The following is a 610-nucleotide window of genomic DNA, read 5'->3' on the forward strand; positions in this document are numbered from 1 at the left end:
CTGCATCCGAACGGTCATAGACATAGACCACTTCTTGCGCTTCTTTTCCGAAAATTCCATGAGCATTGCTTGGTGTCTCAGGCACATACCAGCCTGGAATTTCTTTTGGTTCGCTTTCGTAGGGCAGACCGACTTTCCCGCTTAAGATCGTCGGTTCTGACAGTTGATTTCCTTCGGTATCTTCATACTTGACCGTCACTGGTGCTGCATCCGAACGGTCATAGACATAGACCACTTCTTGCGCTTCTTTTCCGAAAATTCCATGAGCATTGCTTGGTGTCTCAGGCACATACCAGCCTGGTATTTCTTTTGGTTCGCTTTCGTAGGGCAGACCGACTTTCCCGCTTAAAATCGTTGGTTCCGACAGTTGATTTCCTTCGGTATCTTCATACTTGACCGTCACTGGTGCCGCATCCGATCGAGCATAGACATAAATTACTTCCTGCGCTTCTTTTCCGAAAATCCCATGAGCATTGCTGGGTGTCTCAGGCACATACCAGCCTGGTATTTCTTTTGGTTCGCTTTCATATGGCAGACCAACTTTCCCGCTTAAGATCGTCGGTTCCGATAATTGATTTCCTTCAGCATCTTCATATTTGACTGTTACAGG

The 610-nt window shown here is 46.9% G+C and carries 1 protein-coding gene; it reads right to left on the reverse strand.

Annotated elements, in window-relative coordinates; translation table 11 throughout:
- Nucleotides 1-610, reverse strand: a 610-nt coding sequence (locus tag ACIPK1_RS00745) for a MucBP domain-containing protein (protein WP_400449708.1), incomplete at both ends; no start/stop codon positions are given.

The organism is Enterococcus sp. NPDC086594 (assembly GCF_044746145.1).
GTDB classification, from domain to species: Bacteria; Bacillota; Bacilli; order Lactobacillales; family Enterococcaceae; genus Enterococcus_D; species Enterococcus_D entomosocium.